This window comes from Bacillus sp. JJ1127, from assembly GCF_036965845.1.
Lineage (GTDB): Bacteria > Bacillota > Bacilli > Bacillales > Bacillaceae_G > Bacillus_A.
Genome location: NZ_JBALQK010000146.1, coordinates 4555 through 25526 on the forward strand (window position 1 = coordinate 4555; position 20972 = coordinate 25526).

The 20972-nt window shown below is 34.9% G+C and carries 37 protein-coding genes; 36 read left to right on the forward strand and 1 reads right to left on the reverse strand.

Going from position 1 to position 20972, the window contains the following annotated elements:
* The 13 genes from V7183_RS15050 to V7183_RS15110 all read left to right on the forward strand — a co-directional run.
* Positions 1–688: DnaD domain-containing protein (locus V7183_RS15050; RefSeq protein ID WP_335360030.1), on the forward strand; the 688-nt coding region annotated here is incomplete at its 5' end.
* A 4-nt stretch (positions 689–692) separates the two neighbouring features.
* Positions 693–995, forward strand: a complete 303-nt coding sequence (locus tag V7183_RS15055; protein ID WP_335360031.1) for an AbrB/MazE/SpoVT family DNA-binding domain-containing protein — start codon at positions 693–695, stop codon at positions 993–995.
* Positions 979–1425: an MFS transporter gene (locus V7183_RS15060; protein ID WP_097963139.1), complete on the forward strand. Its 447-nt coding sequence runs from the start codon at positions 979–981 to the stop codon at positions 1423–1425. Before V7183_RS15055 ends, V7183_RS15060 begins: the two co-directional genes overlap by 17 nt.
* Before the next feature lie 33 nt (positions 1426–1458).
* The gene (locus tag V7183_RS15065) at positions 1459–1818 is read left to right on the forward strand and encodes a cell division protein SepF (RefSeq protein WP_335360032.1); all 360 of its coding nucleotides are present in this window, start codon (positions 1459–1461) and stop codon (positions 1816–1818) included.
* Positions 1819–1835: 17 nt separating this feature from the next.
* Positions 1836–2000: a DUF3954 domain-containing protein gene (locus tag V7183_RS15070; RefSeq protein ID WP_335360033.1), complete on the forward strand. Its 165-nt coding sequence runs from the start codon at positions 1836–1838 to the stop codon at positions 1998–2000.
* Between the two features lie 25 nt (positions 2001–2025).
* Entirely contained in the window at positions 2026–2499 is a 474-nt protein-coding gene (locus tag V7183_RS15075) for a sugar ABC transporter substrate-binding protein (RefSeq protein ID WP_335360034.1), read from the forward strand.
* A gap of 26 nt (positions 2500–2525) precedes the next feature.
* Positions 2526–2819: a hypothetical protein gene (locus V7183_RS15080; RefSeq protein WP_335360035.1), complete on the forward strand. Its 294-nt coding sequence runs from the start codon at positions 2526–2528 to the stop codon at positions 2817–2819.
* 12 nt (positions 2820–2831) lie between these two features.
* Positions 2832–3041, forward strand: coding sequence for a hypothetical protein (locus V7183_RS15085; RefSeq protein ID WP_335360036.1), 210 nt, complete (start codon positions 2832–2834; stop codon positions 3039–3041).
* Positions 3019–3558 (forward strand): dUTP diphosphatase, encoded by a 540-nt coding sequence (locus tag V7183_RS15090; protein ID WP_097963129.1) that lies wholly within the window; start codon positions 3019–3021, stop codon positions 3556–3558. The genes V7183_RS15085 and V7183_RS15090 overlap by 23 nt, the downstream gene beginning before the upstream one ends.
* 38 nt (positions 3559–3596) lie before the next feature.
* Positions 3597–3965, forward strand: coding sequence for a spore protein H (locus tag V7183_RS15095; protein WP_335360037.1), 369 nt, complete (start codon positions 3597–3599; stop codon positions 3963–3965).
* 40 nt (positions 3966–4005) lie between these two features.
* Positions 4006–4248: a hypothetical protein gene (locus tag V7183_RS15100; protein ID WP_335360038.1), complete on the forward strand. Its 243-nt coding sequence runs from the start codon at positions 4006–4008 to the stop codon at positions 4246–4248.
* Between the two features lie 3 nt (positions 4249–4251).
* On the forward strand, positions 4252–4401 hold the full coding sequence (locus V7183_RS15105) for a hypothetical protein (protein WP_016125860.1): 150 nt from the start codon (positions 4252–4254) through the stop codon (positions 4399–4401).
* Between the two features lie 868 nt (positions 4402–5269).
* Positions 5270–5506, forward strand: coding sequence for a hypothetical protein (locus V7183_RS15110; protein WP_335360039.1), 237 nt, complete (start codon positions 5270–5272; stop codon positions 5504–5506).
* Between the two features lie 99 nt (positions 5507–5605).
* Here the strand turns inward: V7183_RS15110 and V7183_RS15115 are convergent, their stop codons facing one another.
* Positions 5606–5821: a spore germination protein gene (locus V7183_RS15115; RefSeq protein WP_335360040.1), complete on the reverse strand. Its 216-nt coding sequence runs from the start codon at positions 5819–5821 to the stop codon at positions 5606–5608.
* A 146-nt stretch (positions 5822–5967) separates the two neighbouring features.
* Between V7183_RS15115 and V7183_RS15120 the strand changes: the two genes are divergently transcribed.
* From V7183_RS15120 to gpG, 23 genes are all read left to right on the forward strand, one after another.
* Positions 5968–6090: a DUF3983 domain-containing protein gene (locus V7183_RS15120; protein ID WP_335360041.1), complete on the forward strand. Its 123-nt coding sequence runs from the start codon at positions 5968–5970 to the stop codon at positions 6088–6090.
* A gap of 116 nt (positions 6091–6206) precedes the next feature.
* Positions 6207–6377 carry a hypothetical protein gene (locus tag V7183_RS15125; protein ID WP_335360042.1) on the forward strand — a complete coding sequence of 57 codons (171 nt, stop codon included), beginning with the start codon at positions 6207–6209 and terminating at the stop codon, positions 6375–6377.
* Positions 6378–6404: 27 nt separating this feature from the next.
* Positions 6405–6887 (forward strand): ArpU family phage packaging/lysis transcriptional regulator, encoded by a 483-nt coding sequence (locus V7183_RS15130; protein WP_335360043.1) that lies wholly within the window; start codon positions 6405–6407, stop codon positions 6885–6887.
* Positions 6887–7429, forward strand: coding sequence for a site-specific integrase (locus tag V7183_RS15135; protein ID WP_335360044.1), 543 nt, complete (start codon positions 6887–6889; stop codon positions 7427–7429). Before V7183_RS15130 ends, V7183_RS15135 begins: the two co-directional genes overlap by 1 nt.
* 274 nt (positions 7430–7703) lie before the next feature.
* Positions 7704–8162, forward strand: coding sequence for a hypothetical protein (locus V7183_RS25980; RefSeq protein WP_438825173.1), 459 nt, complete (start codon positions 7704–7706; stop codon positions 8160–8162).
* Between the two features lie 330 nt (positions 8163–8492).
* Positions 8493–10367 carry a DEAD/DEAH box helicase gene (locus V7183_RS15145; RefSeq protein ID WP_335360045.1) on the forward strand — a complete coding sequence of 625 codons (1875 nt, stop codon included), beginning with the start codon at positions 8493–8495 and terminating at the stop codon, positions 10365–10367.
* 1 nt (position 10368) lies between these two features.
* Positions 10369–10683, forward strand: coding sequence for a hypothetical protein (locus V7183_RS15150; protein ID WP_335360046.1), 315 nt, complete (start codon positions 10369–10371; stop codon positions 10681–10683).
* 806 nt (positions 10684–11489) lie between these two features.
* Entirely contained in the window at positions 11490–11855 is a 366-nt protein-coding gene (locus tag V7183_RS15155; protein ID WP_335360065.1) for a hypothetical protein, read from the forward strand.
* A gap of 6 nt (positions 11856–11861) precedes the next feature.
* Positions 11862–12074, forward strand: coding sequence for a hypothetical protein (locus tag V7183_RS15160; RefSeq protein WP_335360047.1), 213 nt, complete (start codon positions 11862–11864; stop codon positions 12072–12074).
* Between the two features lie 12 nt (positions 12075–12086).
* Positions 12087–12341 carry a hypothetical protein gene (locus V7183_RS15165; RefSeq protein ID WP_335360048.1) on the forward strand — a complete coding sequence of 85 codons (255 nt, stop codon included), beginning with the start codon at positions 12087–12089 and terminating at the stop codon, positions 12339–12341.
* Positions 12331–12708 (forward strand): HNH endonuclease, encoded by a 378-nt coding sequence (locus V7183_RS15170; protein WP_335360049.1) that lies wholly within the window; start codon positions 12331–12333, stop codon positions 12706–12708. The genes V7183_RS15165 and V7183_RS15170 overlap by 11 nt, the downstream gene beginning before the upstream one ends.
* Positions 12709–12838: 130 nt before the next feature.
* Positions 12839–13342, forward strand: a complete 504-nt coding sequence (locus V7183_RS15175; protein WP_335360050.1) for a phage terminase small subunit P27 family — start codon at positions 12839–12841, stop codon at positions 13340–13342.
* Between the two features lies 1 nt (position 13343).
* Positions 13344–15038, forward strand: coding sequence for a terminase large subunit (locus tag V7183_RS15180; RefSeq protein WP_335360051.1), 1695 nt, complete (start codon positions 13344–13346; stop codon positions 15036–15038).
* Between the two features lie 10 nt (positions 15039–15048).
* Complete coding sequence (locus V7183_RS15185) at positions 15049–15210, forward strand: hypothetical protein (protein WP_335360052.1); 162 nt, start codon at positions 15049–15051, stop codon at positions 15208–15210.
* A 16-nt stretch (positions 15211–15226) separates the two neighbouring features.
* Positions 15227–16480, forward strand: a complete 1254-nt coding sequence (locus V7183_RS15190) for a phage portal protein (protein ID WP_335360053.1) — start codon at positions 15227–15229, stop codon at positions 16478–16480.
* Positions 16467–17177: a head maturation protease, ClpP-related gene (locus V7183_RS15195; protein ID WP_335360054.1), complete on the forward strand. Its 711-nt coding sequence runs from the start codon at positions 16467–16469 to the stop codon at positions 17175–17177. The genes V7183_RS15190 and V7183_RS15195 overlap by 14 nt, the downstream gene beginning before the upstream one ends.
* A gap of 37 nt (positions 17178–17214) precedes the next feature.
* Positions 17215–18387, forward strand: coding sequence for a phage major capsid protein (locus V7183_RS15200; protein WP_335360055.1), 1173 nt, complete (start codon positions 17215–17217; stop codon positions 18385–18387).
* 20 nt (positions 18388–18407) lie between these two features.
* Complete coding sequence (locus V7183_RS15205) at positions 18408–18686, forward strand: head-tail connector protein (RefSeq protein WP_335360056.1); 279 nt, start codon at positions 18408–18410, stop codon at positions 18684–18686.
* Positions 18683–19006 (forward strand): phage head closure protein, encoded by a 324-nt coding sequence (locus tag V7183_RS15210; RefSeq protein WP_335360057.1) that lies wholly within the window; start codon positions 18683–18685, stop codon positions 19004–19006. Before V7183_RS15205 ends, V7183_RS15210 begins: the two co-directional genes overlap by 4 nt.
* Complete coding sequence (locus V7183_RS15215; RefSeq protein ID WP_335360058.1) at positions 18999–19433, forward strand: HK97-gp10 family putative phage morphogenesis protein; 435 nt, start codon at positions 18999–19001, stop codon at positions 19431–19433. The genes V7183_RS15210 and V7183_RS15215 overlap by 8 nt, the downstream gene beginning before the upstream one ends.
* A 2-nt stretch (positions 19434–19435) precedes the next feature.
* A complete protein-coding gene (gene gp17, locus V7183_RS15220; protein WP_335360059.1) occupies positions 19436–19795 on the forward strand; it encodes a tail completion protein gp17 in 360 nt (119 codons plus the stop codon).
* Positions 19796–20404, forward strand: a complete 609-nt coding sequence (locus V7183_RS15225; RefSeq protein WP_335360060.1) for a major tail protein — start codon at positions 19796–19798, stop codon at positions 20402–20404.
* Positions 20405–20453: 49 nt separating this feature from the next.
* Entirely contained in the window at positions 20454–20771 is a 318-nt protein-coding gene (gpG, locus tag V7183_RS15230; RefSeq protein WP_335360061.1) for a phage tail assembly chaperone G, read from the forward strand.
* Positions 20772–20972 lie beyond the last annotated feature (201 nt).

Consider the following 20972-nt stretch of genomic DNA (forward strand, 5'->3'; position numbering starts at 1 on the left):
AATCAAATATAACGATGAAACAAAAGAAATTTTTGTTGTTAATTGGCTAAAGCATAACAAAATAAACAGTCCTAAAGTAAAAAGCTGTATCGTTAAAGAACTGAAAGATACTAAACATATAGCCTATGTAGCAGAATTTATTAGTCAATGTAATGAGTTAGGATACCGTATCGATACATCAACAATACCATATCTAAATGGTATACAAAGTCTATCTAAAGACCATGGGGAAGAAGAAGAAAAAGAAGAATCTCCAGTAGCAGAAAATCTCGCAATTGATTTTTACATGAGAAATTTTGGTGTCATTTCTTCATACATGGGAGAAGAAATCAATCAATGGGTGGATGATTTAACTCAAGAATTAGTGGTAAAAGCAATGCAAATAACACTAGAAAATAATAAACGTAGTTGGTCGTATACAAAAGGAATTTTAAAGGATTGGCATAGCAACAACTTCAAAACAGTTGCAGATGTAGAAGCAGCCCAAGAAGAATTCCGTAGACAACAAAAAAATAAAAAACGAACTGGAACTGGTTACGCAACACGAAAAGAAGTCGTACCGGAATGGCTACATCAACAGGAAGAACCTGATCCAATACCACAGCAAAATCAGACTACAAATACTGATGAAGAACGTAGGCGTTTAGATGAAGTATTGCAAAAATATAAAAAAAATAAAGGGGAATAAATCAATGAAAAATACTGGGATTGTAAGAAAAGTAGACGAGCTTGGTCGTGTGGTTATTCCAATTGAAATGCGTAGAACATTAGGGATTTTTGAAGGGACATCTTTAGAAATCAATGTGTATGGTGAAAGTATTTTTATAAAAAAACATGAGAAAGCTTGCCTGGTAACGGGTGAGCTTTCAGATGAAAATATAGAGCTATTAGATGGACAAATCGCACTCAGTCCAGATGGGGCAAAAATATTATTAGAAGCCATTCTTCAAAGTGAAGAAAAAAGAGGTGAAGTAGTAAATGGATCTACAATTTAAATTCAAATTACAAATCGATGATGAGCATTGGAAGTGTACGCAAGAAATTATTGCTTTTGATGAGATGGACGCAAAGCGTAGATATTACCGCACTTTTAAATATGGTTTTTACGGAATGGAGTTTGATGACTTTATTAAGCATGTGAAGTGTGAGAATTTGGGGCTGGTCAATTTTGCACAGTTATTGAAAAAGGAAGCACAGTTTCAACGAATGTGTAAAAAACGGAGAATACCTTTTGCCTATATTGGTATGGATGTTCAAGTTTTAGGACGAAAGGGAAAAATCATAGGTAACTGTAAAAATAACTTGCTTGTTTTATTTGATGGAGATACAGAAGCATACAATTGCGATCCAAGATTTGAGGTTGCATATTTTGATCAAGATGGCCAGATTATTAAGGATACAAGAAAAGGTGTTTATGCAGTTTAAGATTACTAGTTTCATAAGGGAGCGTAGGGGTAAATGGTGAAGCAGTTAAACATTTTTGATGTGGAGCCGGAAATTATGCAGTTTGATGTCAGTAAAGCGAACGTAAAACGGGGAACTGGAAAGATTACATATGCTGATGTACGCGTGCTGATTCCTCGAAACGCAAAAAGTACAGATGAGTTACCGCGAACAACAAAAGCTGATGATCGTTATGAAGAATTTGAAGAACATGCAATTGGTATTTGGCGTTATCAGCGTGCACTGGACAAGCTATTCGAATGGGAAGTAGCAGAAGAACTTTGTAAGGCAGCAAGAGATCATAAAGAAGCTATTCCAGTAAGAGTGTATTTAGGAAGTGGGTTTAAACCAGATGTTGTTGAGTATATGAAATGAAAATGGGAGTTGTATATATGAAAAAAGAAATCGATGTTACCAATAATAAGATCTACGTGGTGAAAGATGGACAAGTCTTTCCAGTTAATCCACCAGCAAGTGGATATGGAGAACAAGTTGCTGTTTGGGTAAATGGAAAAGTTGATCGAGTGAAAACCACATCTAATGAAAAGATAAATTAATCATCTTTCTAAAGGAGATATGAAGATGGAATCTTTAAAAATTCATGTAGCTTTAGAAGAAGTAAATTTTCTTTGGGATCAAAGAGAGGTAATTCGTTTTCGAGAGTTATGGAATAGTAACTTTAGTCTTTCAGATATTACAAAAAAGCTTAAAAGAAAGCAAATTGAAGTGGCTGTACTTATTTTAGATCAAATGGATAAATATAAAATTCATAAACGTGCTATGGGATTAGGTGAAATTGGTATTCAAAGTATTCGAAATAAACAAAAGTATGAATTGCCTCCATATGTCTATATTGCCTTAGAGGAAGTGAATTTTATCTGGAGTGAGAAAGATATAGAACGTTTTAAGGATTTGTGGAGGAAACGATTCAATGTTGAAGATATAGCAAACAAGTTGGGTAGACATCAAATTGAATTAGCAACATTAATATTAGATCAGTTTGGTTTGGAAAATATGCTTACAAGTTTAATAGAAACAGAAAAAAGGGCAGCGTAATTGCTGTATAGATGGGGTGAATGGAAATGAATAAAACATTCGAATATGGATTCGGGGCAATTGCGGTAACGAAATCAAACATGATTTCGCGCGGAGAAGATATGGAACCATTGTGCTTAGTTGATATTACCGAATGTGTGAGCGGAGATGATATTTCGACAATGGATCAGAAAGAACTAGGCCAGTATATAGAGTTTTTGCAGGAAGTACGTGATGAAATGATTGAGAGCGATAAGAAAGAGGGGGAGAAAGAAATGAAACCAGTTGAAAACGGTACTTACGAAATCACTAAGTTATTAGCTGAAACAAAACAAAAATAAAGGGGTGACGGTATGGAAGCGAGACACGTTTATTTGTACGAGGAAGCAGCGCGGCACGAACAAGAGCAAGCAAATAAACTCTTTAGCAAGGTACAACAACTTGAATCACAGCTACTCATAGCAAAGTCACAATACAAGCACCATAAAGAAGAGAGCGAACGTTTACAAATAATGGTGAAACGATGGAAGGAGCAGCAGAATGAGATTAAGAGTAAAGGTTAAGAAAGTGAACGAAGCAGCGGAGCTTCCAAAGTATGCAAGAGAATTTGATGCTGGTTTTGATCTTGTGGCAGTTGAGAATGTAGTTATTGAACCAGGGGAAACAAAGGTTATTCCTACAGGCCTAGCTTTTGAAATTCCACCAGGTTACGAAATGACGGTACGTCCTCGAAGTGGTATATCACGAAAAACAACGCTTCATGTAGCGCTTGGAACGATAGATAGCGGTTTTAGAGGAGAAGTAGGAGTTATTATGAAAAATCTCAAAGCACCAATACTATACATCCCTCAAGGTGAAGATGAGTTATACCAACTAAATTGTAATTTACTTCATGATATTAATGGTGAAGGTGTACAGTTTTGTGACCAGTTGCCCAAAGGATCCTACTATATAAGAAAAGGAGAACGCATAGCGCAAGGCATTATAGCGCCAGTAGAAACAGCATGCTTTGTAGAAACAGATGAGTTGAGTGAAAGTGAGCGCGGAGCAGGTGGGTTTGGCAGTACAGGCGTAAAGTAAGACCAAATTTGAATTTTGTAGAAAAAGGGGAATGAAAAATGGCTAGAAAACAAAAGGATAAAATTGTACGAGTTCAATTTAATGAAGATCATGTAATGCTGTTTGGTAATTCATATAAAACTTGGGAAGAACAACTGGATGAATACTTATGGTTATTAAAACGAGATGGAGAACTGAATTCCGTGAAAGGAGTAACCGTATCAGATAATAAGTGGGTATCATGGGGCGGATTGAAGTGGTGTTCTGAAGTACGTTTTCAGCATCATTTGAACCGAGAGGGCTGCCAATCTGATGAGATGGATAATCCGAATCCGAGACAGTATAAAGATATGAAGTTTTATCCAGATACAGAGGTTGCAAATAAGGTTATCAAGGCAGTAGAGAAATATAAAAACAATATCTATTAATTTATAACAAAATAGTTATTTTAGCGAAAGGGGAATGGAAATGACTGAACTAGATTTATATAAATTTTGCGAAGGTAAGGAAATGGACTGGAGAGGCAATGAACTTTATATATGGGTTTACTTCCACGATTTAGAGGATTTTACAAAAATAGTAGGGTGCAATTGGTTTAGCGAGGGCGGAATGGAAATTAGATTGTTTGATAATTATGTGGCAATCGAATTAGTTGACCTCTGCGAGAACTATGAAATTGATCCTGAAAATATTCTTAAAAAGGAGAGATAAGTAATGAAAGCTCGGAAGTGCAAGGCTTGTAGTGGAAAAGGATTTGTATTCAGTAAAGATTATGAAATAAGAGAAGACAGATTCGGCTTCGGGTTACGCGAAACAGGTATAAAAATTACTTGCTCTAAATGTTTTGGAAAAGGTGTGAAATAGTACAAAATCCTTATTTGGATAGAAAAAAAGCCAACAACCGGATGGCTTGTTAGCTTGAAAAAGTGGAATGTCACTAAAATATTAGTTGAAGACATAACAGGTTATTTAAGGTATATGAATTATGTATAAAAAATATACAGTAAAAATTAAAGAGCGCTTTCCAAGGCGCTCTTTTACCCAAACTTACACTGAAAAAGAATACACAATATTGTATGCGTATTTTTTCGGTGTGTGTAGTTTTAAAACAAAATCGTTATTTTAGTAGCAAACAAATTAAATAGGACCTGATGTACGATACAGGTCCTATGAAATGGGGTAATAATATTGGTTTACTAGTATTTTACCAGAAATAGGATTAAAACTCCACATGTTGGATGTTGAGAAATAAATATTTTATTAAATAAAGGAGAACAGCTTTTGTAGCTATTCTCCTAAACAGAAGTGCAGGGTAAAGCCAGAAGAGCTTCTCAGATGGCAATTAATCAGGCTCTACAAAGGTAGTATCCCCTTACAATGAAAGTCTATACAACAAAGCAGCTAGCAAAAGCTAACTGCTCGTTGTACAAAAGAAACGCGGCGCTTACAGCAATAGTTTGTAACTAAGAGTTACAAAAATAGTATGAACAGGGCTGAAAATATTATTCGTAAATGAAAGAAAACCAAACAAAAACGCTATTTTAGTAAAAAACAAATTAAAAAGGACCTGCTATCTGAGGACAGGCCCTTTTAACAAGGTAACGGAGACTTCATAAGGGAATTACCTGTATATTACCATAAATGGGATTTAAATTCCATTAGGCGAGTGTTGAGAAATAAATTAGAGAGCTTTAAATAAAAATTTCATTTTGTAGAAAAGGTTGGTGAAACAATGTTTATTAAAGAATTTAAAGTAAATGGCAGCATGATTGAAGGGCAAGTCATTGGTAATTGGTCCAATAAAAGTTATTACGCCCTCAAGATTGAGAAAATGAAAATGTCCAGTTTAGATGTAAATGAATTAGATACATTAATAGCTGAGTTGGAAAACATAAGTGCAAAAATAAAAGAATCTAATGCAGAATACGAACGCGATTATAAAGCTAAAAGAGCAGCTAGCAAAAGCTAACTGCTCGGCCCTTAGGGAATCGGAGAAATATTACATATATGGGTTATCTACAGTATTGATGGAATATTGAGATTTATTCAAGGGGTGAAGAGGGAAGAGTTAAGCTGTTCCAAATTGGTTTTGGTCTGCAACATTACCATCGAATGTGTTTGTTGCACTAATACCGTTAAAGATATTGGCAATAAAAGCTTCATTTGTTGCTCCTGCACCATTATAAGATTTTGTATTCTCTTTTGGAGAAACATTATAAAGATCACCTAAGTTGAAAGAACCATTACTATTTTGTACAACTAGGTTAGCTACAATTGAGGGCATACGTCTCACCTACTTTCCTAGAAAGTATTTAAATTAGCATATGTTTTATGAGTCTAGGTGTGCATTTGGATCTGAAAATTTTAACATGAAGCTTGTGAGAAAATCTAACAAAATAATCCTTTGAATAGAAAGTGAGGTTAGGAGAAATGACAAGTTTAAAGAAAAGAAAAATAAAGAAAGCTATTGCTCGTCGTGCAAAAGCTGTTGATAAATATAAATTTGAGAATGCTTGGAGAAACATTTTTGTACAAGCTGGCATTTTAAAGTGAATGAAAACAGAATATAGTCCGACTAGAAAACTAGAGGATACCAATTCATTAGAGCAGCAATAAAGCTGTTTTAAGAATAGGTGTCCTTTTTATTTTGAAAAAGGACATGGAGGTAAATGAAGGCGCTAAGAGATCAGTTACGTGAATGGAAAAAGCAAGCGAATCAAGCAAAAAAGAAAAAGAAGAAGAAACGAAATGAGAAATTGAGTACAAGGGATATAGAGGATTTAATGGGAATCCGTGGACCACGATATGAGCGTAGACGTGGTGCATTAAGACAAAAGTAATTAAAAAATAAAAAGGAGTGGTCTTACATGACTAAACAATTATCTTTCTTACCAAAAATCGATAGAGCAGCTACACAGGAAAAGTTGGAAGGTGTTCTTGAAAGTGTACGTATATATAGACAGTTTGGAATGATTCGTAAAGAAATGAAAGTCACTCCTTCTTATGAAGTTCGAGAGCATGGTCCTACACATGCAGTTGGAAAGCCATTAGAAGATGTAGCAATAGTTAATGTTCAACAAAGTGAGCGTGAAGAGTGGCTGGAGAAGATGTCCTTTCGAATCGGCCAAGCGTTAAATCGTTTTGGAAATGGCATTGCCGGAAGGAATCAAAGGGACATCATCATTAAACGTTATTTAGAAGATGAAGATGTATGTGACTATATGGTCTATAACGAAATGGGAATGAGTGAACGTACATATCGCCGTGTTAAAGCAAGAGCATTTTATAAGCTCGCCTTTGCTCTAAGATTAGAAGTTTACGAGAAAGACGAAGCTGGAGGTAATGAATAATGAATTTTGTTCAGCCAATACGCGATCCAGAGCAAATACAACAGATAAAGGAATATTTAAAAGAAAAGAATGAACGTAATTATATTTTGTTTGTAATGGGAATTAATACAGGGTTACGTATAAGTGATATTTTGAAACTAAAGGTTGGGGATCTAAAAAGTAGTCATATCTCAATGCGTGAAATGAAAACAGGTAAGCAGAAACGCATACAAATTACAGCAGCATTAAGAAGAGAGTTAAAATGGTACATTGAAGATATGGAAGACCATGAGTATCTAATCAAGAGTAGGCAAGGGAAGAATAGACCAATCGGAAGAAGTATGGCATATAAGATACTTAGCAGTACAGCAGCCGAGTTTGGTCTAGACGAGATTGGAACACATACACTACGTAAAACATTCGGGTATCATATGTACATGCAGACGAAGAATATAGCTTTGCTAATGGAAATATTTAATCATTCAAGCGAACGGGTGACGTTACGATATATAGGTGTAAACCAAGATGTAATGGATAAAGCGATGCGTAAGTTTAAAATATAAGAACATTAAATCAATTGGAATATTTTTTCAAATTAGTGCGGAATATTAAGACAATAAATTTTTATACCTTTATTGCATAAATTATTTCTTTTTGTATTGATATCTCTGTATTTGGAATTTTCGTAATTACATTCAATCAATAAATATACTTAATTTGAGAAAGATGTAATATTTTGTTATTTTTTCTATATTTACTCTTTTATCAACCATCTCTAAACTGTGAAGTGTAAAGGGAAATAAACCTTACAAAAAGCAAATGTGGAGGGATTTTCAAATGAAAAAGATGAAAAAATTTGTAGGAATCGCACTAGCTGCTACAATTGGATTAGGTGGTTTAGGTATGTTTACATCAACAAATGTAAGTGCCGCAGAATTGGAGAAACCTATTTCTGATATACAAACTCTTGCTGGTGCAGTTATTCTTGATGAAGGAGAATTTTCTTTCCCGAATGATGGGACAAGTCAAGATATAACGTACAATATTAAAAGTAGCATGGGAGATGAAGTTAATTTTTGGTTAGATAATACAGTTTTAAATACCGATTTGCAATTCAAAGTATATACACCGAATGGAAAAACACTTTATCCTTCTAAGGTGTATGCTTCTGGAGCTGTTAACTACAAATTAAATGTAAATTTAAATTCTCATGGATATGGAAAATATAAAGTTAAAATCTTTTCTCCTTCAGATACAAGAGGTGGAGAGTATGGATGGAAAGTTAGAGTATTCTAATAGCAATAGAAAACTTGTAGATTAAATATTATAAATGATAAATAAAAAGCACAAATTCTAATAAAAATAGATTTGTGCTTTTTATTTTGAAAACTTTACAATGTAATAATCGATACACTTAACCAAATTGTAGCAGTTGTGTAACCAAAAATATAAAATGTTACAAAATCACTGATATCAAGAGGTTCAGCGATTGGGACAGTTACACAAAATAGAAGATATGGGTAACTTGTACTAGTAATTATTGGGTATTTTTAGTAGAGTAAAGGAGGAGAAATTTACAATTTATTGATATTCAGATTTTCATAAATAAAGGGGAGGCGCTTTTTTTTGCAAATTGATCAATATTTTTTAGATACCGAAGCATTTATTGAAGGGAATACGGCTCTGAGACCACCGCAAAGAAGAGCACATATGAAATTAAAGCAAGAATTTGAAAAAAATCCAGAAGTACATAAAATGATTGTATTACCTACTGGAACAGGAAAAACGGGTGTGATTGGTCTTGCTCCATACACACTAAGCAAAGGTAGAGTACTTGTTATCACACCAAGTTTAATTATTAGAGAAGGTATCTCGGACGACTTTGATACTAGAAGTCAATTTAATTTTTGGACAAAGAGAAATGTTATTTTGGATGATAATCATTTACCGAAAGTTTATAGATATGCAGGATACAAGAAAACTACAGATAAAAAAAGAATTCTTAACTTATTAAATGAGTCCAATATAATAATTGCAAATATTCATAAGGTATATAGTACAATGTCAAAAAAGACTTTGGTGGATATATTACCATCTGATTTTTTTGATATGATTATTATAGATGAAGCGCATCATTCTGCAGCAGATTCATGGCAAAAAACTTTGGGGCATTTTAATGCCAATAAGATAATCAAACTAACGGCAACACCTTTTAGGGCAGATAATAAAGAGTTAGATGGAGAGGTTATATATGAATTCTCTCTTGCAGATGCAATAAAAGATGAGTATGTGAAAAATGTTGTTGCAGAAGACTATACTAATCAAAAGTTAGAGTTTGTAGTGGATGGAGAAATTGTTTCTAAAGAAGAAGCACTTGAGCAGATGGATTCAAATTGGGTTACTAGATCAGTAGCATACTCTCATGAGTGTAGTAGGACGATTGTAGATATGAGTATCAAAAGACTTAATGAGAAAAGAAGCCATGGAAGTGCACACCATCAAATTATTGCTGTAGCATGTAGTATTGATCATGCGAGGAAAATAAAAAAATTATATGAGGACGCTGGTCTAACTGCAGATTTTGTAACAAGTGATCGTCAAGAGGATTCTGAAAAGGCAATTATTGAGTATAAAAAGGGACAAATAGACGTATTGGTAAATGTAAATATGCTAGGAGAAGGATTTGATCATCCTAATATTAGTGTGGCTGCAATATTTAGACCTTTCCGTTCACTGGCACCTTATGCTCAATTTATTGGTAGAGCTTTGAGGAAAATACAAGAAGATAATCCAATTGATGCTATTGATAATGTAGCTCATGTTGTTTATCATAAAGAATTAGATCTTGATGATTTATGGGATTATTATACTGGCCAAAAAGATAAAGCTGAGAGAAGAAAAAGAATTGAACTTGTATATAGTAATGATGAACCGATTGAAAGAAATCTTGATATAGGGGAAGTTAAGGCTGAAGGTCAATTAATACAAACTACAAAAGAATTTCTAACGGATGGAATCGGTAGACAGTATAAGGATGAGATACAAGCGAGTATAGATGCTTATAAAAAAGATATGCAAGAGAACATTGCAAAAATGGAAAAAGCAAATATTCCACAAGAATATATTGATGAATTTATTGCACAAAGAAAGCATGAGTTAGAAGAAAGCGTTACTAAAAAACGACAAAAATTAAGAGAAGATTTACTTCGTGAAGAGTTACATGATGCCCATATACAACGAGTAGTTGACGGTGTTGAGATATTATTAAATGAAACAGGATTAAATGATGATGGTACAGAATTACCTAGTAGTACTACAAATTCATTTCTGAAAAATGTGGGTTCAAACAGTGGTTATTGCATAAAGTACATCCATTCCAATTTAAAGCGGCAATTAAAGCGGGGGATTGATGAATGGGAGACATATGATTTTGAACTAGCTGAAACCATAATACCTACTCTTTTGGGCAGATTAAAAGAAAAAATAGAAGGGTTGGAGTAATATGAAAAGAATTATTGAGCGAGTAGCAAAATTAATAATGTATAAAGGACCAACGATACATGAGCTTATTGCAGATGCAGTGATGGAAGATAAAGAAGTAGAAATTGTTACTAGGGAAAACCTAACTATACTTAAAATTAAATTTGTAACTGCATTTGATACAAGTGTTACTGATATATATACTTTTAATAATGATAAAGAGTTAATTAAACAGGAAATAAAAATTAATAAAAAGATGAAAGTAGTCTTTGACAAATATAACGAGATCGATAATTTATTAAGGAAAATGCCGAGTCAAAGCCTAGCTGCATCTTAAAATAAAAGAGGTTTGTTGAAGGAAATAATCAGCAAACCTTTTTGTATTTTATAAAATATGAATGAACTAAAATAGGTGGCAGAATTGTGACCGCTTTTTGGCAGTAAATGTACCGGTTGTTTTGGAATCATCGTGTTATATTTATATTGTGAGAAGTGGCGGAAAACACAACTCATTTAAAAATTCCTTTATAATTTGTCTAAACGATTCATAATGATGGCATATGAAATCCGAAACCAGCAGATGGTACTGATTGAATGATACCGTTATTAGGGAGAGCTTTTGCTCTTCTTCCAGTTACTTAATAATGTTGACGCAGATGAACGTAGTAGCATTAGGTGATTGGAAGAAGGATAAAACTTCATTTACCGTAATTAAAGTACAAATCAATAATTAATGAAAAAGCATCCATTCAGGTGCTTTTTATTATGGAGGAGGAATACAAAATGTAATGTAATCATACAATGATACAGAATGGTTTCCAACATGTTAACCCATAAATTTTACGAGAGAGCACTTACTGGGGAAGTGCTTTCTTTAGTTTGCACATATTTGGCTTTCAAACATAAATAAGATAGTGTCAACATTAACACACCATTACTCTCAAAAAGAGCTCTATAAATAGGGATAGAGCTTTTTTTATTGTACCCTTTGAGAAGGATAAGCATATACTGCTTGTACCTCATTAACTTTAATCGCTTTAACTTTCGTTGATGAGGAATCTCGTAATCCTGTAAGGGCGCTCGCGGAAACGGGTGCTCTTTTTATTTTGAACAAAATGGACATTTGAATAAGGAGGAAGATGAATGATGGCTAATAACAAATTAACTATCAAAGTAGATGCTGATACGACAGAAGCATTAAAACAAATGAAGGAAGTAACGGAAGCTGCTAATGAATGTGTGGCTGCTTTGGAGAAGGATATTGATGGATTTACCAATAAGGAAGAACCTTTATTACAAATCGTACAATCAGATATTAATTCTGTACCAGTTGTACTTTATAAAGGTAAAGAGATGACTGGGAAGGTTAGAGTTAGATTTGATTGGAAGACAGCTGGTCATCATCATAAGCCTGGTGCCTACATTCATATCGAACATGTAGAAATTATTGATAAGAATGTTAATACAAAGATCATACAGTACAATCATCCTATTACTGATAAGGAGTGAGGATAAATGGAACTAACTAAACTTGAGAAGGTAATTGTTATTAGTGCCTTTGTTCAAGGGCTAGGTGATGAAGGGCTTGAGAAGTGTACGGATAAACATTCACTAGAAGAATTGAATACAGCACTTGAACAGATAGTTGATAATTCAGCACCAAAAGAAATGAGAGAAGCTGGAGCAAGTATTCTAAATAAATTCATTCATGATCTATTAGAAGAATAAGGAGTGAAGATAATGCAAATCTATTGCTCTAATTGTGATAAAGATTATGACATGCAACCGCAAGTAGCACAACTTCCCAATCGTATTGAGAAGTGTTTCTTTATTTGTCCTCATTGCAAGCACGAACATGTAGCTGCGTATGTGAATGATAGGATTCGTAAGTATCAAGCGGATATAGCAAAGTGCCATGAACGGATTAATAAAAAGAATCTTGCTATTGAGGATGAGATGAAACGTTTGAGGAAGAGGGTAGAAGGTGCCAAGTAAACCATTCAAGCCTTGCAAGTCATTAGGTTGCAACGAGCTAACAAGAGATAAGTATTGCGCTAAACATTTAGAGAAGGAAAAAGAAAACGTAAGATACTACGACAAACACATACGAAATAAAAGTTCACGTTCTTTCTATAACTCAAGACAGTGGAGAGATATGCGTGAGCTTATTTATCGTAGAGATCATGGTCTATGTGTTCAATGTCGAAGCAATGACATCATTAAGATAGGTGATGTGGTCGACCATATCATCCCTATTCGTGTGGATTGGACAAAACGATTAGAACCAAGCAACTTACAAACTTTATGCCATAGTTGCCATAATAAGAAAACAAAAGAAGATGAGAAAAAATATAAAAAATAATTTTTAATATTTATTTTTTAAAATATCCCCCCTATTAAATATTTAAAAAGCTAAATATGGAAAGACCGCCGCCCCGCTTTCCGCACAAAAAGTTCGTTTTATTTCATAAAAGGGGGTTCGGCTGAAGGATGTGGTTCTCATAGGAAGGAAAGCAAAGCCAATTCATCTACATTTATTGCAAGGAAACACGAATCGGTTGACAAAAGAAGAAATTGAACAAAGGTTAGAAGCTGAAAAAAAGTTGCAAGCAAAAAAGGATAAAGTAAGGCCGCCAACTTGGTTAGATTCAGTTGCTAAAAAAGAATTTAGACGAATTGCAAGTGAATTGTTAGATTTGGATGTAATTACAAACATAGATGTCAATGCATTAGCAACTTACTGTGATGCTTATTCTGACTATGTTGAATGCACCAAGATTATCAGAGAAGAAGGCTTGCTTGTGGAATATACCAATAAGGCGGCTGAAACCAATAAAGTACCACATCCACTACTTACAAAGAAGAAGCAATTACATGAGCAAATGAAAGCTTTAGCAGTTGAATTTGGTCTTACTCCAAGTGCAAGGGCAAAAATAGTAATTCCAAATATAAAACAAGGTAAGAAAACCACTGTAGAAAAGGAGTTTGACGTATAGCATGATAAGGCAATGGATGATGGATTATTGTGATGATGTTTTAAATGGTGAAGTCATTGCATGCCAAAAACATAAACAAGCTTGTGAACGATTTTTAAAAGATATTGAACGTGAAGGATCAGAGGGTTTTCCATATGTTTTTAAGGAAGAAAAAGCACTCCGCTTTTTAAAATGGATGTCTCTTTTTAAACACACAAAAGGGAAGTTAGCCGGACAAAGAATTGAACCGCATTCTATACAAATATTTGTGTTCAGTAATATTTATGGATGGGTGCATCGAAATACAGGGTTAAGACGATTTAAAAAGGCTTATTGGCAAGTGGGACGTAAGAACGCAAAATCTCAATCACTGGCATGTGTTGGTTCCTATGAAACGATGGCTTTTGGTGAAAATATGTCGGAAGTATACGTTGGGGCAACAAAAACAGAGCAAAGTAAGATTGTTTGGAATGAGATTAAGGCCCAAATGAATGGATGCGACGATCTAAAGGGAAAATTCAATATTGCTTATGGAAAAATTGAACATTTAAAGACAGATTCCTTTATTTCCGCACTTTCAAAAGATGCTGGTAAATCTGGTGATGGACTAAATGTACAATGCGGTATTATCGATGAATATCATGCTCATGCAACTTCTGAAATATATGATGTCCTTGTGTCGGGTTCTGGTGCTCGTCCCAATCCACTAATGATGATTATAACTACAGCAGGATTCAATTTAAATAATCCTTGCTATCGTGTGGAATACCAGTATGTTTCTAAGATTCTTGATCCTAATATTGATATTGAAAATGAAGAATACTTTGTCATGGTTAATGAATTGGATAAAGACGATGAAATCACAAATCCAGATGTCTGGGAAAAGGCCAATCCTATTTTGTGCAGTTATGAAGAAGGACGTTCTTTCTTAAAAGGAGAGCTACAATCAGCATTAGATGTACCAGAGAAAATGCGTAATTTCCTTACTAAAAACATGAATCGATGGGTTGATATGAAGGAAAACGGCTACATGGACATGCAAAAATGGAAAACTTGTGATGGGACTGTTGAATTATCCGAATTAAAAGGGATGGAATGTACAGTAGGTGTCGATTTATCAGCCAAAATTGACTTAACAAGTATTTCGTTCGAGTTTAAGAAGGATGATAAATACATTGTTTTAAGTCATAGTTTTATGCCTGAAGATACATTAGCTGAAAAAAGAAAAACAGACAAAGTCCCTTATGATCTGTGGGTACAACAAAAATGGATTACAACAACTCCTGGTGCTGTAGTTGATTATGCATTTATTAAAGGGCACATTAAAAACATAGAACAAGAGAATAAGTTCAAAATTAAAGAAATATGTGCTGATCCGTGGAATGCAACGCAGTTTATGCAAGATATGGAAGAACAAGGTTATACAGTAGTTGAAATACGGCAAGGGATGGCGACTTTATCAGGTCCTACAAAAGATTTTAGAGAACAAGTATACCAAAAGAAAGTCATCCACAATAACAATCCTGTGTTAAATTGGGCTGTCAGCAATGCAATAACAAAACAGGATGCGAACGAAAATATCATGTTGGACAAGTCAAAAGCAACTGAAAGAATTGATCCAATCGCAGCTGTGATTAACTCACATGTTCGATGCATGCTCAATTCTGGAGAAATGGACTTAAATGCATATATTTTAAGTCAAGATTTCTCATTCTAGGGGGAATTACATGCGTTTTTTATTGTTTTTTATCAGTATTTTAGAAGATATTTTTATTATTTCGGGGTTGTCCATTATTGTAGGGACGACTTTTTTTATTAATGCAATTTGTGGATGGTATTTGTTAGGGCTCATTCTCACAATTATAGGGGTGGTGATGGTAAGAAGATAGAAAGGAGGTGAAATTTTTGATTTTTCGGCATTTATTTAGGAATCAGGATACAACAGACTTAAAAAATCCATCTCCATGGTTTAAAAGTCTATTTGGCTATCAAGCTGCAAGTGGTGAGAAGGTCACAGTTGAATCATCTTTAGGCGTCCCAACAGTATATCGATGCATTAATATCCTTGCCAACAGTGTTGCGATGCTTCCTTTTCAAGTTTTCAAAAAGACATCAAAGGGAAGAGAACGGGATAAGATGCATCAAGTATCGTTTGTTTTAGAAAAGCGTCCTAATCCATATCAAAGTCCGTTTAAATTCAAACATTTAATCGAAACGCATCGTAACACATGGGGAAATGCTTATATTAATATTCATTGGGGACCAGACGGAAGACCAAAGGAATTATGGGCATTGAATCCAGCTGTTACGGATCCAATTGTGGACTTAAAGACGAATAAATTATGGTATTTCACTAGCTTACCAGATGGTACGCCTGTAAAAATACCAGATGATGATATTATTCATCTTACTACGCTGTCAACTGATGGTTTAAAGGGGAAACCGCCTATTCAAATCGCAAGGGAGTCTATAGGTAGCTCACAGGCAGCTCAAAAGTTTAAAGGGAAATTCTATACAAATGGGGCCGCACATAGTGGAATACTAAAAACTCAACAACCATTAAATAAGGATGCTAAAGATAAGCTTCGTGATGCCTGGGAAGAGGCGAATACAGGTTTAAATAACGCTCAAAGGATAGCTATTTTGGATGCTGGACTAGAATTTGAGAAGGTTGGAATGCCTTTAAAAGATGCCCAATTTATTGAAGGGATGAAGTTCGATAAAGCTGAGATTGCAAATATCTTTAATATTCCATTGCACATGATTAATGAGTTAGATCGTGCTACCTTTTCAAATATTGAGCAACAGGCACTTGATTTTATTCAAAATACATTGAGTCCGATTCTTATCCAGTATGAAGAAGAGTTCTCCTATAAAGCATTTTCATTTAACGAACAAAAGCGTTATTATCTCAAGTTTAATCTAACAAGTCTACTACGTGCTGACTCTAAATCGAGAGCAGAATTCTATAAGATTATGTTAGATGCCGGTGCTTTCTCAATCAATAAAGTGTTAGAGCTTGAGGATATAGATGGAATTGGAGAATACGGTGATAAACATCGTGTTGATCTGAACCACGTATCCATTGAAATTGCGGATGATTACCAGTTAGCGAGAGCTGGTGCTGGTTCTTCAAAGAAGGGAGGTGAGGGCAATTAAAGACGTGTTTACTATTAAAAATCAAACAGATTCGTCAGCGGACCTATTTATTTATGGTGACATCATAAATAATACAGGATGGAAATGGGACGATTCTGATGTTATGCCTGATGATGTGAAAAACATTTTAGGACAGTTGGATGATAAAAGTAACCTAAATATCTACGTAAATAGCGGTGGTGGTTCTGTATTCGCTGGTTTAGCTATTTATAACATGCTAAAGCGTAATAAAGCTCAAAAAACTGTCTATGTGGATGGTGTAGCTGCATCAATTGCTTCTGTGATTGCTTTAGCTGGTGATCGCGTTGTTGTTCCTTCTAATGCATTCTTAATGATTCATAAACCGTGGACTGTTGGTGTAGGGAATGCAAATGACCTTCGAAAAATGGCAGAGGACCTAGATAACATTGAGTCTGGAATTATGAATGTATACAAGGAAAATTTAAAAGAAGGCATTGAAATTGAAGAAATTCAGCAATTAGTAGATGCTGAGACTTGGCTAAGTGGTGAGGAAGCTGAAAAATACTTCAACATTGAAGTTGTGGAAGCAAAAGAAGTCGCGGCATGTATAAGTGACTATTTTGATAAATATCAAAAAACACCTAATAAAGTAGTAGCAAAATCTCCTTCTATTCCTAAGAAGGACCTTAATGAACAATTGAAAATACAAAATGCACTAGACCTTTTAGAACTATAGGTCTATTTTTTGTGCAAAAACAAGGAGGAAATTCCGAATGGATAAACGTGAACAAGAATTACGTCAAAAAGTTGCTGATTTAAAAGCAAAAGCTGCTGAGTTAAACAATAGCGGTAAATATGAAGATGCTAAAGCTAAAATTGAGGAAGCGAAAAATGCAAAAAATGAGCTAGATAACTATCTAGCGATGAATCAAATTCAAGTCCCTGATCCTGTAAATTCAGAAACAGGAGCGTTACCTCCAGCATCAGTTAGAAATGAAGATACAACATATAAAGAGGTATTTATGAAAGCTTTACGCGGACAGGCATTGAGCCATGAGGAAGCAAGCGTTATGCAAGAATATAAGGCATCTTTATCAGAGAATACAGGCAAGGATGGCGGTTATATTGTTCCAGAGGATATTACGACAACAATTAATCAGCTAAAAGAAACGGTTGATAGCCTAGAACAATATGTAAATGTACAACCTGTTTCAACAAATAAAGGAGCGCGTACATTAGAAAAACGTGCAGCTTCTACACCTTTTGCACCATTATCGGAGTATGGAAAACCGAATGCGATGCAAGAGATTTCTTCTCCACAATTTGAACGCTTATCATACGCTATTGAAGATTATGCTGGATTCTTACCAGTACCAAATGATTTATTAGACGATACAGATCAAGCTTTAGAAAGTTATTTACGTCAATGGATTGCGAAAAAGTCGATTGCAACTCGAAACTATCTGATTTTACAAGAAATCAATAAACTCACAAAGATTGATTTAAAAGATTATAACGGTCTTAAAACGACATTAAACGTTACACTAGATCCAATCTTTGCAGCAGCGGCTAATATTGTTACAAACCAAGATGGATTCAATTATTTAGATCAATTAGAAGATAAAAATGGTCGCCCGCTACTTCAACCAGATCCAACAAACCCAACTCGTAAACTGTTCGCTGGTAAGCCAGTTATTGTCTTATCAAATAAAACAATCCCTACAGATAAAGATGGTAAAGCACCTTTCATTGTTGGTGATTTAAAAGAAGCAGTTGTTCTTTGGGATAGAAAACAATTATCTATCGATATGACTAAAGAAGGTGGCAACGCTTGGAGAACAAACACTTCTGAGTTCCGTGCGATTGAACGCGAAGATGTTACATTGTGGGATACAGAAGCGGTTGTATATGGACAAATTACAGTTGCAGCTAAAACTGGAGCTTAATGATGGAGGGGGTGTCTTTCTTGGTACTGACATTAGAGGAAGCAAAAGATTACGTTCGTGTGGATGGTAATGAGGAGGACATGCTCATTGCATCATTTATAAAAGCGGCTGAACAATATATTAAGAATTCGACAAGTAAAGATGTGGATTTAAATAGCGAGCTTGCTAAATTAGCAGCTCGTATTTTAATTTCACATTGGTATGAAAAACGTGAAGCTGTAGGGAAAGTGGAACAATTAGCATTTAGCTTACAATCTATGTTAATCCAATTGCAGTATTGTGGTGGTGATTCCAATTGAACCCAGGTAAATTAGATAAGCGACTCACATTCCAAATAAAAGATGAAGATGCAAAGAGTTCAGACGGTGAACCAATAGATAGTTATAAAGATTCTTTTACTGTATGGGGATCTTTTATTTTTTTAAAGGGAAGAAAGTATTTTGAAGCGGCCGCAGCCAATAGTGAGGTTCAGGGTGAAACAGAAATCCGATATCGTGATGATGTTACCGCTGATATGAAAATTAAATACAAAAATGTGATTTACGATATCATTTCAGTTCTTCCAACTGAAAATCACACTTTGCTAATTATGTGGAAGCGTGGTGGTATGAATGGGTAGTAGTGGTAGCGTTAACCTTATGGGATTTGATCAACTTATTACACATCTCGAAACGATGGGATTACGTGGTGAAAAGATAGAAGATAAGGTTCTTGCAGCAGGTGGAGAACCTATTCGGAAAGCTATTGCCGAAAGAGCTCCAAGAAGTGCTAGTCCTAAACCAGCTTCTAAAAGTGAACCATGGCGAACAGGAGAGCATGGTGCTGATCATATAAAAGTTACAAAGGCTAGGTTAGAAGATGGTATCAAAACAGTAAAAATCGGCCTTGATAAAGCAGATCGTTCTCCATGGTTTTACTTGAAATTTCATGAATGGGGAACATCAAAAATGCCAGCACACCCATTTGTTGAGCCTGGCTTTAGTTCTTCAAAATCAGAAGCAATCCGTGCTATGACAGATGTTTTAAGGAACGAAATGAGGTTTTAATCTTGAAAAACTTACGTCCAGACATTGTACAAGCTCTTGAGTCTAATCAGGAGCTTGTTTCCTTGTTAGGTGGAAAGAGAGTTTATTATCAAAAGGCTAAAAATGCTGAAGAGTTCCCTAGAATTACTTTTTTTGAATTAAATAATATTCCGGATTCATTTGCCGATGATGCAGAAACTGCAAGTGAAATCACGTTTCAAATAGATATTTGGTCAAAGAACAGTACAACAGCAATTCATACAAAGGTGAATGAAATCATGAAAGGCATCGGCTTTTCACGTTATGCGGTTGCTGATTTATATGAAGATGATACACAAATATTTCATTACGCGATGCGATTCGCAAAAGGAGTGGAGTTATAGATGGCTGGAGAAGTTATTAAAATTAGTTCGACTGTGGGTGTAGATAATCTTGTTTATGCAGTATTATCGAAAGACGACATAACAGGTATTGACTACAATGCTGTAAAGAAATTGGAAGGCGCTGTAAAGGTTAAAACATCTAAAAAAGTAGCTACTGAGATTATGTGGAGTGATAACAAAAAATCAGAAATTGCTGAGTCTGACGGTGAAGTTGAGGTGGAAATTGAGGTTCGAGGTCTTTCGTTATCAACAAAAGCAGATATTGAAGGGTATCCAGAACCTGAGAATGGTGTATTAGACGAGAAACGTGATGGAGAAAAACCGTATTTAGCAATTGGATGGCGTTTCTTAAAGGCTAACGGAAAATACCGATATGTTTGGTTGTTAAAAGGGAAACTTTCACAAGAGGAAGAGGAAGCTGAAACTAAGAAAGATAAGCCGAACTTCCAAACAACAAAATTAAAAGGTTCCTTTATTGAACGTGATTATGATGATAGAACGAAATTCACAGCTGATGAAGATGAGCCGACATTCACAAAAGCTGTCGGGGACAACTGGTTTAAAAAAGTATATGAAAAAACTGTATCACAACCACCAGCAGGAAAGTAAGAGGGAGCAAAAGCTCTCTCTTTTATTATTAACTAAGGAGGAATAAACTATGAAATTAACTTTACAAATCGACGGGGAAAAGAAAACTTTTAACATGCCAGAATTCATTCCAGCTCGCTTGATTCGCCAAGCGCCTGAGCTTGCTGATATTCCAAATAATCCTGGTCCAGAAGATATGGATAAAATGGTTCAATATGTAACAAAGGTGTATGGTCAACAATTTACTGTAGATCAATATTGGGATGGTGTTGATGCTCGTAAATTTTTAGCAACAACATCAGAAGTAATTAATGCTCTTATTAATGAAACTGTAGAAGCAGCTAGTGGTACACCTGTAAATGGAGCAGAAGAAGACCCAAACGAGTAGAGGGAGGAGGGTTAACGTTCAGCGAGTTTATGGACGAGCTCTACCTGTCTTTATTACGTCAAGGATATAAACATCATCATATCGATAATGAAATGGATATTTGGCATTATTTGAAACTTAATCGAAAAATGGGTGAACAAGGAAATTCGCATAATGAGACTTCAAATTCAAACGAAATAGCAGTTCCAGCTGAAAACATCA

Bases quoted from the DNA above. Each gene is read 5' to 3' on its own strand.
- V7183_RS15055 (WP_335360031.1), top strand. From the start codon at position 693: ATGAAAAATACTGGGATTGTAAGAAAAGTAGACGAGCTTGGTCGTGTG.
- V7183_RS15060 (WP_097963139.1), top strand. From the start codon at position 979: ATGGATCTACAATTTAAATTCAAATTACAAATCGATGATGAGCATTGG.
- V7183_RS15065 (WP_335360032.1), top strand. From the start codon at position 1,459: ATGGTGAAGCAGTTAAACATTTTTGATGTGGAGCCGGAAATTATGCAG.
- V7183_RS15070 (WP_335360033.1), top strand. From the start codon at position 1,836: ATGAAAAAAGAAATCGATGTTACCAATAATAAGATCTACGTGGTGAAA.
- V7183_RS15075 (WP_335360034.1), top strand. From the start codon at position 2,026: ATGGAATCTTTAAAAATTCATGTAGCTTTAGAAGAAGTAAATTTTCTT.
- V7183_RS15080 (WP_335360035.1), top strand. From the start codon at position 2,526: ATGAATAAAACATTCGAATATGGATTCGGGGCAATTGCGGTAACGAAA.
- V7183_RS15085 (WP_335360036.1), top strand. From the start codon at position 2,832: ATGGAAGCGAGACACGTTTATTTGTACGAGGAAGCAGCGCGGCACGAA.
- V7183_RS15090 (WP_097963129.1), top strand. From the start codon at position 3,019: ATGAGATTAAGAGTAAAGGTTAAGAAAGTGAACGAAGCAGCGGAGCTT.
- V7183_RS15095 (WP_335360037.1), top strand. From the start codon at position 3,597: ATGGCTAGAAAACAAAAGGATAAAATTGTACGAGTTCAATTTAATGAA.
- V7183_RS15100 (WP_335360038.1), top strand. From the start codon at position 4,006: ATGACTGAACTAGATTTATATAAATTTTGCGAAGGTAAGGAAATGGAC.
- V7183_RS15105 (WP_016125860.1), top strand. From the start codon at position 4,252: ATGAAAGCTCGGAAGTGCAAGGCTTGTAGTGGAAAAGGATTTGTATTC.
- V7183_RS15110 (WP_335360039.1), top strand. From the start codon at position 5,270: ATGTTTATTAAAGAATTTAAAGTAAATGGCAGCATGATTGAAGGGCAA.
- V7183_RS15115 (WP_335360040.1), bottom strand. From the start codon at position 5,821: ATGCCCTCAATTGTAGCTAACCTAGTTGTACAAAATAGTAATGGTTCT.
- V7183_RS15120 (WP_335360041.1), top strand. From the start codon at position 5,968: ATGACAAGTTTAAAGAAAAGAAAAATAAAGAAAGCTATTGCTCGTCGT.
- V7183_RS15125 (WP_335360042.1), top strand. From the start codon at position 6,207: ATGAAGGCGCTAAGAGATCAGTTACGTGAATGGAAAAAGCAAGCGAAT.
- V7183_RS15130 (WP_335360043.1), top strand. From the start codon at position 6,405: ATGACTAAACAATTATCTTTCTTACCAAAAATCGATAGAGCAGCTACA.
- V7183_RS15135 (WP_335360044.1), top strand. From the start codon at position 6,887: ATGAATTTTGTTCAGCCAATACGCGATCCAGAGCAAATACAACAGATA.
- V7183_RS25980 (WP_438825173.1), top strand. From the start codon at position 7,704: ATGAAAAAGATGAAAAAATTTGTAGGAATCGCACTAGCTGCTACAATT.
- V7183_RS15150 (WP_335360046.1), top strand. From the start codon at position 10,369: ATGAAAAGAATTATTGAGCGAGTAGCAAAATTAATAATGTATAAAGGA.
- V7183_RS15155 (WP_335360065.1), top strand. From the start codon at position 11,490: ATGATGGCTAATAACAAATTAACTATCAAAGTAGATGCTGATACGACA.
- V7183_RS15160 (WP_335360047.1), top strand. From the start codon at position 11,862: ATGGAACTAACTAAACTTGAGAAGGTAATTGTTATTAGTGCCTTTGTT.
- V7183_RS15165 (WP_335360048.1), top strand. From the start codon at position 12,087: ATGCAAATCTATTGCTCTAATTGTGATAAAGATTATGACATGCAACCG.
- V7183_RS15180 (WP_335360051.1), top strand. From the start codon at position 13,344: ATGATAAGGCAATGGATGATGGATTATTGTGATGATGTTTTAAATGGT.
- V7183_RS15185 (WP_335360052.1), top strand. From the start codon at position 15,049: ATGCGTTTTTTATTGTTTTTTATCAGTATTTTAGAAGATATTTTTATT.
- V7183_RS15200 (WP_335360055.1), top strand. From the start codon at position 17,215: ATGGATAAACGTGAACAAGAATTACGTCAAAAAGTTGCTGATTTAAAA.
- V7183_RS15215 (WP_335360058.1), top strand. From the start codon at position 18,999: ATGGGTAGTAGTGGTAGCGTTAACCTTATGGGATTTGATCAACTTATT.
- V7183_RS15225 (WP_335360060.1), top strand. From the start codon at position 19,796: ATGGCTGGAGAAGTTATTAAAATTAGTTCGACTGTGGGTGTAGATAAT.
- gpG (WP_335360061.1), top strand. From the start codon at position 20,454: ATGAAATTAACTTTACAAATCGACGGGGAAAAGAAAACTTTTAACATG.